Here is a 4,398-nt window from a genome sequence, read left to right on the forward strand (position 1 = left end):
GAAAATCTAAATGCATATATTGCAATCTCTAAAAATACGCATTGAACGAAACAGAAAACTCATGCCACCATTCGCCCCAGTCCATATTGAAAGAGTAGCCGCCTTTAAGTGAAATATTCTGGGCAATGTTAAAACCTTCGTTTACGCTAGCCTGAATCCTTAAATGGTCTTTGTCGAACGGTGACTGAAGCGCGCTTGCTGCAATCTTGTTTTTCCAGATTCCTGCTGTTGTTATAAAACCTAGCTCTGCGCCAATAAGCGGATCTGTGCGGAAATGCTTTCTTTCGTACTTTGGAGAAGCATAAATATCAACTCCTGCAAGAAAATACGGCTGAATCCAAGATGCAGGCTTTATGCTTGTTCCAAACATCGCTTTCAGTCTGAATGCAAGATCTTCTTCTTTGTCTTCATTCGGGTTTGAGTCAAGTCCTGCTACAATGTCCATTGCGCTGTTGAAAAAATATAAGTCAGAAACCGGCAGCGAGATTATGGATGCAAACAGGGCTTTTTTTAAGTAAAAGTCAGTTTCCTGTGGATGCACTCTAAGGTCAATTTCGCCGAACACAAGTTCAGAGTTTGAAGCGTATCCTGCCGGGCTTTCAAGCTGCTCGTGGGCTGTAAGACGGAATTCTAAGCCAGTGTACGCGCCTTCTATGTCTTTTCCGCCGTGAATAGAAATCTTTTTGGAACCGTGCGCCTTTTCCGGGTGAGGCGGTTCTATTATACTTGCTTTCTCTTCTATTTTACCGAGTTTTCTACGCTCCGAAAGAACTGAAACAAAGCGCGGTCTGTATTCATCTGGTGAAATTTTCTGGCTGTTCAAGAGGGAAGTAAGATAGTCAGACGCCTGCTCCCAAATTTCCGCCTGTTTTTCCTTCGGCAAGTCGCGGAATGGAAAATCCTGCGTTGTCTTTTTTCCAAGGCAAACATCTTTTACATATTTATTCTGCTTGTGTGTAAGTTGTGTCTTTTGAAATTCCAACTTTGAGTATACAGAAGGTCTGTATTCCGCTTGGTTAGTAAGTCCTATTTTGTAGATGGTTTTTACAGTTTCAATTGGCTCTACAACGCCGCTTAGAATATTAGTTATGTCTGTTTCGGGCTTGGCGGCTTCAACTAGAAACAGCAAGTTATACGAGCAGTTTTCGCTTATAAAGAAGTACCTTGAATAGATGCCTGAAAGGTCAAAAATGTGGCGCAGCATTCTGTCTTTTTCTTCTTCTGAAAAATTCAGGCGGTATTCCCACATATCGCGCATATCCATGTTGGCATACTGCTTGATTTTTTCGTAGTAAGGAACAAATGAAAAATATCCGCGGAATCCTCCAACAAGTCCAAGAACTGCGTACATTACTCCGCCTGTTATGTTGCTTACAGCACCGTAATTTATTGAGTTTGCAAGAAGACGCGACAATCCTTTTGATTCCATTAGCAAGAATGTATGCCCAAAAACTGAAGCCGGATTTTTAAGAAAGCCTGCCGGAAATACAAGGAAAACGTCTCCGGGATTTACTTTTTTTACAATTGACTGATAATACGCATCCCCGTCATAAGGAAAATCTTCTTTTGAAAGATTCAGCTCGTTGCAAATCCATTTGAATCTGCCTGGAAAACGCTCTATTGCGTGCCGCTCGTCTTTGCCCGGGGCAGGCGAAAAAAAAGCTTTTATTGTTTCTTCAAGCTCTGCCTTTGGGTTTGTCTTACCTTTTTTAGATAAAAAAAACATCGGGTCGTCCACAAGGCTTTTGTTTTTGTGGAATGGAGAAGGCTTGTAATGCAAAAGTGTTTTCCAGTATGGCGCATTGTAAAGCTCCATGTAAAATGCCTTGTCTACAGCGTCCTGCGCTTTTTGTTCGTAGCCTGAAGCCGGTTCTATTGATGAGAATTTTGAAATTGCTTCTAGTTTTCCTGAAAAGTCTACAGCGTCCGCAGTATTTTTTGCGGGGCTGTCTTCATCTGCAAATACTGGCAGGAAAAATGAAGCTGCAAGTAAAAACAAACAGGGTACGACTTTGCGGCCGTACCCTGTTCTTTTAGACGAAATGTCCAACTTAGCCAACGAGTGAGTAAATCTTTCCGCTTACTTCAGCTGCAGATACGTCTGAAGAAGAGAAGATGTTGTCAAAGTTTGCCTGAAGAGCAGCTTTGAAAGCTACACTGTCAGAAACGTTGAGCATTGCAGAGAGTGTGTCAACATACTCGCCTTCGCCCATAGCGATGTCTGTTGCAAGTGCATCCATGTTGTCTGCGATGAACTTGTCTGTCTCTTCCATTCCGATAAGTCCGCCATCGTATCCAGATGTTCCGAATGTGATAGCGAAAAGACCTGAACAGAGAGTGCCGTTTGTTACAGCAGCAAGCAAGTCGTAAGCAGGTCCGCTCTGTTGTCCGAAAAGAATCCAACCGAGACCAGGTCCAACTTTTGTTGCAAAAGCGCTTGTAGAAAGTGCCAATGATACAACAGCTACTGCAGCAGCCAATTTACCCTTAAACATAAGAGCCTCCAAGGTTTTTCAGAAAAACATAGCAATGAAGCTTTTGTTTCTCCTTTTAGTTTTATAAATGATAAAGCAACAGTTTCAAAAAGTCAAGAAAATGAATAGTCATTACCTTAAATTAACAAAAAACTTAAATTACTGTTCTTATCAAAACTCGACATTCGGGCTAATTTATTGAATAATAAAAGCGGATTCCCATGTCGCAGCACAGGAATGACAGATGATGGGCTCTATTTTGGAAATTCGTTTTTTACTTTTGGAAGCTCTTTTTCCCAGATTTCCGCCATGAACCTGTATCCTTCCTCGTTAGGGTGGATTCCGTCCTGGCACATAAGTTCTTTGTCTTTTTTGGACTCAAGAAATGCAAGCCTCATATCCACAAGCTGAACGTTGTTTTGAAAACTGTATTTTACAAGATGCGCATTGTATGTTTCCTGGTTTTGGTACAGCGTCATAATGTCTGAGTTCACAAACGCTTTTACTTTCTGCTCGTCATATCCGCGGCAAATGTGCAAAAGCCATCGCTCTGGAACAAGAGGCGGCATTGTCATAATAAGCGGAGTTGTTCCGTTTTGGCGGCAAGTGTTTACCATTGTATCTATTGTGCTTATAAATTCGTCTATGCTTACACGCGGATTTGTGTTTTCCCCGGAGCATACTTTCGCCCAGTCATAATCGCAGTCGTTTCCGCCGGATTCTATTATTGCAAGGTCGCCCAGCGCATTCCGCTCAACATCACGCAAAAACCTCTTGTAGCTTTTTGTAATTATGTTTCCGAACACGCTTTGGTTGTTCAGTTTGAATCCTAATTTTGCGGCTGCAAGAGAAAGGCTGTCATTCTTTGTTATGTCAAAAAGATGTCCGCTTCCTGTTCCTGTAACTGCGCCCTTTAAAATTGAATCCCCATATACAGAGACTGTGTTAATTCCGTTTTCCATGCCTTGTTAGACACATTGCGCGCCGTTAAGTTTCATTTTTTTTAGCTTTTGATAGTGGCTTCTCGTAAACTACCGTTTTCTTTCCTCATAATTACTACAGTAGTAAGGTGATGATTAGTACACTAATAATGAGGCAATTACTGCACTAAATGGGTGTTTATTAATGTATTAATAAGGAAGCGTTTAGCGCAGTATTTAAAGGGTGATAAAATCGCTTCACTTTCGAAGTAGAGGGTTGTCTTTCCTCCAAAAAATCACATTGAAACTTAATAATCCTTGTGATAAGATAGGAAAATAAAAAAGAGGTTACGGTTTATGCTGATTTCAACAAGAGGGCGTTATGCGCTTCGTGTTATAATAGAGCTTTGTTCGCACGGAAAAGGCGAGTTTGTTCCATTAAATATCATTGCTGAAAATCAGGATGTGTCGCTAAAATATCTTGAAAGCATTGTGGCTCTTTTGGTTAAGGCAGGCTTTGTTGAAGGATTACGCGGAAAAAAAGGCGGCTACAGGCTCACAAAAGACGCTGACGAATATTCCGTTGGCGAGATCTTAAAGCTTACAGAAGGAACTTTAGCCCCTGTTACCTGCCTTGAAGAAAATGCTGAAAGCTGTCCACGATCCGCTGAATGTAAAACGCTCCCTATGTGGGAAAAACTAGACACTATAATTTCCAACTATCTATACAGTGTAAAAATTTCCGACCTTTTAAAGCCTGAAAGTGTAAGCGACTGGGTGATATAAGCAGATTTTATTAAACTCTGCGTACAAAAGTATTATCCTAATCGCCTAATAGCAAAATACTTAGCGTCCAAAAAGATTATGTTGACCGTACAAAAACAAAATGTTCTGCGTACAAAAGTAAAATGCTGAGCGTAGAAAAAGATAATCCTGACCGTACAATAGCAAAATGTTTTGCGTACAAAAAGATTATTCTGAGCGTACAAAAGCAGAATATTCTG

At 41.0% G+C, this 4,398-nt stretch carries 4 protein-coding genes; 1 reads left to right on the forward strand and 3 read right to left on the reverse strand.

Annotated features, from left to right (window positions below; translation table 11 throughout):
* Window positions 1-28: 28 nt before the first annotated feature.
* The 3 genes from B4C08_RS01135 to B4C08_RS01145 form a co-directional block, all read right to left on the reverse strand.
* Window positions 29-1,999, reverse strand: coding sequence for a DUF4105 domain-containing protein (locus B4C08_RS01135; RefSeq protein ID WP_296662216.1), 1,971 nt, complete (start codon window positions 1,997-1,999; stop codon window positions 29-31).
* A gap of 52 nt (window positions 2,000-2,051) precedes the next feature.
* On the reverse strand, window positions 2,052-2,495 hold the full coding sequence (locus B4C08_RS01140; protein ID WP_295800703.1) for a DUF3015 family protein: 444 nt from the start codon (window positions 2,493-2,495) through the stop codon (window positions 2,052-2,054).
* Window positions 2,496-2,728: 233 nt separating this feature from the next.
* A complete protein-coding gene (locus tag B4C08_RS01145) occupies window positions 2,729-3,436 on the reverse strand; it encodes an SGNH/GDSL hydrolase family protein (protein ID WP_296091668.1) in 708 nt (235 codons plus the stop codon).
* A 315-nt stretch (window positions 3,437-3,751) separates the two neighbouring features.
* On the opposite strand from B4C08_RS01145, the gene B4C08_RS01150 reads away from it, so the two are divergent.
* Window positions 3,752-4,180 (forward strand): RrF2 family transcriptional regulator, encoded by a 429-nt coding sequence (locus B4C08_RS01150; RefSeq protein ID WP_296662217.1) that lies wholly within the window; start codon window positions 3,752-3,754, stop codon window positions 4,178-4,180.
* Window positions 4,181-4,398 lie beyond the last annotated feature (218 nt).

This window comes from Treponema sp. UBA753 (genome assembly GCF_002297325.1).
In the GTDB taxonomy this organism is placed as follows: domain Bacteria; phylum Spirochaetota; class Spirochaetia; order Treponematales; family Treponemataceae; genus Treponema_D.